Consider the following 4767-nt stretch of genomic DNA (forward strand, 5'->3'; position numbering starts at 1 on the left):
GAGGGACCGCGTGCAACGCGAGGGAGAGGGGAGAGGGTGGCCTGTCCGATCCGGACGCGGTTCCGCTGAACACAGTTCGCTCGCCTCTCCCCGCTCGGCAAAAGGCCGAGTCGCCCTCTCCCCTGAAGGGACGAGGGAAGCGGACCATTTCCAAACTTCGTCACCCCGGCGAATGCGCTCTTTACCAGTCGTGCGCTTTGCGCTTGCCCGAACCCCGTTCGGTCCGCCATGCGCTGGGCGATGACGTTTCAAGTGGACATGGGCGAGGATCGGACCGGCCAATCGGTACCGATCGACCTGGAAGAACTGCTGGCCACACGGCTGCTGGTGCAGGGCAATTCGGGATCGGGAAAGTCGCACCTGTTGCGCCGCCTGCTGGAACGCAGCGCGGGGCATGTGCAACAGATCATCATCGATCCGGAAGGTGATTTCGTGACGCTGGCGGGTCCATATGGCCATGTCGCGATCGAGGCGGTGCAATATTCTGCAGCCGAGGTGCTGCGCTTTGCAACACGGTGTCGTGAACATCGGACGTCGGTGGTGCTGAGCCTGGAAGGGCTGGAGATGGAGGGGCAGATGCGGTGCGCCGCCACATTCCTGTCGGGGCTGTTCGATGCGCCGCGCGAACATTGGTATCCGGCGCTGGTCGTGGTGGACGAGGCCCAGATATTCGCGCCTGCTGCGGGTGCGGAGGTCAGCGAGGAGGTTCGCCGTGCCTCGCTGGGAGCGATGACCAACCTGATGTCGCGAGGGCGCAAGCGGGGGCTGGCGGGTATCATTGCGACGCAGCGGCTGGCCAAGCTGTCGAAAAACGTGGCGGCAGAGGCGTCGAACTTCCTGATGGGACGGACATTCCTGGACATAGACATGGCGCGCGCTGCCGACTTGCTGGGCATGGAACGTCGCCAGGCGGAGGCAATCCGGGACCTGGCGCGGGGGTCATTCCTGGCGCTTGGTCCCGCCATCTCGCGGCGTCCGATCGCGGTCAGGATCGGCCCGGTGGACACATCGGCGCGCAGTGGCAGTCCCGTGCTGACGCCGTTGCCCCAGGCACCTGCGCTCGACATGACGCAATTCCTGCTGGCGGGTTTTCAGGAAGCGCCGCGCCGGGTCGTGGCACCACCGCCGCCGGCCCCGGTCGAGGCCGTGCTGGAACAGATCGGCGCGGCCGACACTTCGCCTGCTGCCGTAGCCGGGGCCGAGGCTCCCGATCCGGCGGTGATGAACACGTTGGTCAGCGACGTGCTGCGCGCCATTGTCGAGGACCCGTATTCGACCGCGCGACCCGCCGCGATCCTGTTCCAGGATTTCCAGGTGCGGTGCCGGATGGTCGGCGTTCAGGCCCCGCCGCTTGACCCATCGGCATTTGCGCGGCGACTGGCAGCGGCGCGCGCCGGGATATTCGACGGGCTCGATGCCGAATGGGCGGCGGCGCTGGACGCCGCGAACGATCTGCCCGACGATATGCTCGGCGCGTTCCTGCTGGTCGCTCGTGCAGCGCGGGAAGGGCAGGCCTGCCCGACCGATGAGGATATCGCCCGGACCTATGGCACCAGTTCGCTTGGCCGCGCGCGCCGGGTGATGAGCTATATCGAAAGCCGCAACCTGTTCGTTACGCGCATCGACCTGTCGGGCAGGCGATCGGTCACGATCCCGGCGCTGGGCTGGACGACCCAATCGACCGAGGCGGCGACGTCGGCGCAATAACCGCGCTTAAATGGGGACGTGTGGCGTCGAGGAATAGCCTTTGCCCGGGTCTTCCCCTTTTCGACTTGCCCGCACGCCGTTCGGCCCGTCATGCGCCGGGCAATTCGCCGCGCGGTTTGAAAATCAGGCTGCCGCTGCGGTCAGCGCTTCGGCCAGCTCGTCCAACCGGTAGGGCTTGGCGAGGATACGGATGCCGTCAGCCTCGGCTTCGAATCTGGCAGCTTCGGCGTATCCGCTGGTCAGCAGGACGGGCAGGTCCTTCCGGCGCTTTTTAATTTCCCTGGCGAGCTGCACGCCGTCCATGCCGCCCGGCATCATGATGTCCGAAAAGACCAGGTCGATCGCCCGGCCGTTCGCCAATGCGCCGAGCGCCGCCGCCGCGCTTGCGGTGCGAATCACGTTATATCCAAGCCGATCAAGCATTTCGGTTACGAGCATGGCGACTTCATCGTCATCCTCGACCAGCAGCACCGAACCTGCTGTGCCGCACTTTTCCTGTTCGACGTCGAGGTCAATGAGCTGGCTCTTTGCCGGAGACGGCACGCTTTCCGAGCGCGGTAGGTACAAAGTAATGTTGGTGCCGCTACCCAGTTCCGAACTGATGCGGACCTGACCCCCCGACTGGGTCGCGAAGCCATGAACCTGGGCGAGGCCGAGGCCGGACCCCTTGCCGATGTCCTTAGTCGTGAAGAATGGCTCAAAGACACGCGCCTGCACGTCCGCCGGCATGCCGGTGCCGGAGTCGATGATCGAAAGCCGGACATAGTCACCCTGTAGGTCTTCGTCGCTCACCTGCTGGGCATTGTCGGCCCTGACCATGATCGTGCCCCCGTTGGGCAAGGCGTCACGCGCATTGACCGCGAGGTTCAGGACCACAAGCTCGAGTTCACCCGGATCCACCTCCACTGGCCAAAGGTCGTCCGCGAAGTCGAAATCGACATGCACATCGCCGCGCAAGCTACGGTCCAGCAGCTCACGCATGCCGCCGATCTGGCGAGCGATGTCGACGGCCTCTGGCTTCAGCGCCTGTTTGCGCGAAAATGCGAGAAGCTGGCGGGTCAGGCCGGCACCACGCTGCGCGGCCTGGCGCATCCCTTCCATCAACCGCTGCCGCCTGGCCGGATTGGTCTGACGATCGATCATCTCCAGCCCTCCGGAGATGACCATGAGGAGATTGTTGAAGTCGTGGGCTACACCGCCGGTAAGCTGCCCGAGTGCCTCGATCTTTTGCGCATGGCGCAAACTCTGTTCCACGCGCGCGCGCTCGTCCATCTCGGTGCGAAGCTGTGCGTTTGCCTGTTCCAGCGCCGCCGTCCGCTCGATCACCAATACCTCCAGCTTTTCGGCCGTTTGGTCGCGCGCCTCGAGCAATGCGCGGACCTCGTACTGCCGGTCACGCGCGCGTAACGCCGCTCTCATGGCGCTCGTGAGGGTGATTGGTTGTACCGGGCGTTCAAGGAGGGAAACGTTGCTGAGCCCGGCGACAAGCTTGCGCCGCCACGCCGACACCGCGGGCTGATCCTGATGACTGGTCAGCACGATGAAGGGCAGGTCGGACCACACTGGCTGATCGGCAACCAGTCGGTCGAGGTCACTCAAGTCCTTGCCAAACAAGCCTTCCTCGGCAACGAATACGGCGCCCACACCTTCGCCGATAGCGCGCACGAGGTCGGCAAGGTCGGTGCAGACGGTCGCACCGATACCCGCCTTTCCTAGGAGTTCGGCGATGGCAGGCCCGTCGCGGCCGATGGGCGAAAAGACGAGGACGTGTTGGCTTAGATCAGCGTGGTCCATCAGGCTCGTCCAGCATCGCCGGAATCTTGTCGCCGACATAGTGCGGGGTCCCCGCAAAGATACCGCTGAATTGGGTCAGGGGCGGTCCCAGGCGAATACCCTGACGGCTCAGCTGGAACTCGCGGATCGAGTGTTCGTGTTCACCGCTGCGTTTCTTGACCACCGACAGCGCCCGCCGCACGGCTCCGGCCATCTCGAAATAGCGCAACATCAAAACCGCATCGCTCAGGTAGCTGATGTCGAGCGGGGTTTCCATCGGCCCGACCAGCCCGTGCTGCGCCAAAAGAAGGAAAGTAAGCACGCCCTGCTGACCGAGGAAGCTCAGAAGCTCATGCATTTGCAGGATGAGAAAGCGTTCGTCCGGCATTGCATTGAGATAGCCGTTCAGGCTGTCGATGATGACGATGCGCGCGCCATCGACCTGAACGCTGCGCCTGACATTGGCGGCGAACTCACCTGGTGAAAGCTCCGCCGGATCGATCTGCTGGTAGCGGATCATGCCGGTATCGAGATGCTCCTGTAGCGGCAGTCCCAGCGTCCGGGCCCGGGCTTCGAGTGTGCCCCGTCCTTCATCGAAAGCGAACAGGACGGCGTGTTCACCGCGCTGTGCCGAGGCAATCGCGTAGGTAAGCGCGAGCGACGATTTGCCGACGCCCGCAGCCCCGATCAAAAGCGCGTTCGTGCCGCGTTCCAGCCCCCCTCCCAGAAGCTTGTCCAGGTCGGCATTCCCGCTGGGCGTGACCTCCCCGATGAACGCCGTGTGATGCTCGGCCGCAACCAGTCGCGGATAGATGTCGAGCCCGCCCTTTTGAATGGTAAAATCGTGAAAGCCGCCGCGAAACTTGATGCCGCGCATCTTCACGACGCGGAGCCTACGACGCTCCGCGCCATAGTCGATGGCAAGCTGTTCCAGCAGTACGACGCCGTGGCTGATCGAGTGGAGCTGGAGATCCTCCTGCTGCGCGGACAGGTCGTCGAGCATGATGACGGTGCAGTTCCGGCTCGTGAAGAAGTGCTTGAGGGCCAGCACCTGGCGGCGGTAACGCAGCGAACTCTGGGCGAGCAGACGCAGTTCGGACAGGCTGTCCAGCACCACCCTGACCGGGTTGAGCCGTTCGACCTCTTCGAATATGAGGTTAGTCGTCTCGCTCAGCTCCATTTCCGCGGGATGGAAGACGGTAAGCTCGTGCTGCGGGTCAAGCGTTGTCTCCGGGGGCACCAGCTCGAAAACATCAACCCCCTTCAGCGACCAGCCGTGTCGCTTAG

At 64.1% G+C, this 4767-nt stretch carries 3 protein-coding genes; 1 reads left to right on the forward strand and 2 read right to left on the reverse strand.

What is annotated here, in order from left to right; all coding sequences use genetic code 11:
- Positions 1–240 precede the first annotated feature (240 nt).
- Positions 241–1707 (forward strand): ATP-binding protein, encoded by a 1467-nt coding sequence (locus Q0R02_RS04500; protein WP_293881217.1) that lies wholly within the window; start codon positions 241–243, stop codon positions 1705–1707.
- Between the two features lie 123 nt (positions 1708–1830).
- Here the strand turns inward: Q0R02_RS04500 and Q0R02_RS04505 are convergent, their stop codons facing one another.
- Both Q0R02_RS04505 and Q0R02_RS04510 read right to left on the reverse strand, forming a co-directional pair.
- Entirely contained in the window at positions 1831–3501 is a 1671-nt protein-coding gene (locus Q0R02_RS04505; protein ID WP_293881218.1) for an ATP-binding protein, read from the reverse strand.
- On the reverse strand, positions 3488–4767 hold a 1280-nt coding region (locus Q0R02_RS04510; protein WP_293881219.1), incomplete at its 5' end, for an ATPase domain-containing protein. The genes Q0R02_RS04505 and Q0R02_RS04510, both read right to left, overlap by 14 nt.

The organism is Sphingomonas sp. (assembly GCF_025353885.1).
GTDB lineage: Bacteria > Pseudomonadota > Alphaproteobacteria > Sphingomonadales > Sphingomonadaceae > Sphingomonas_O.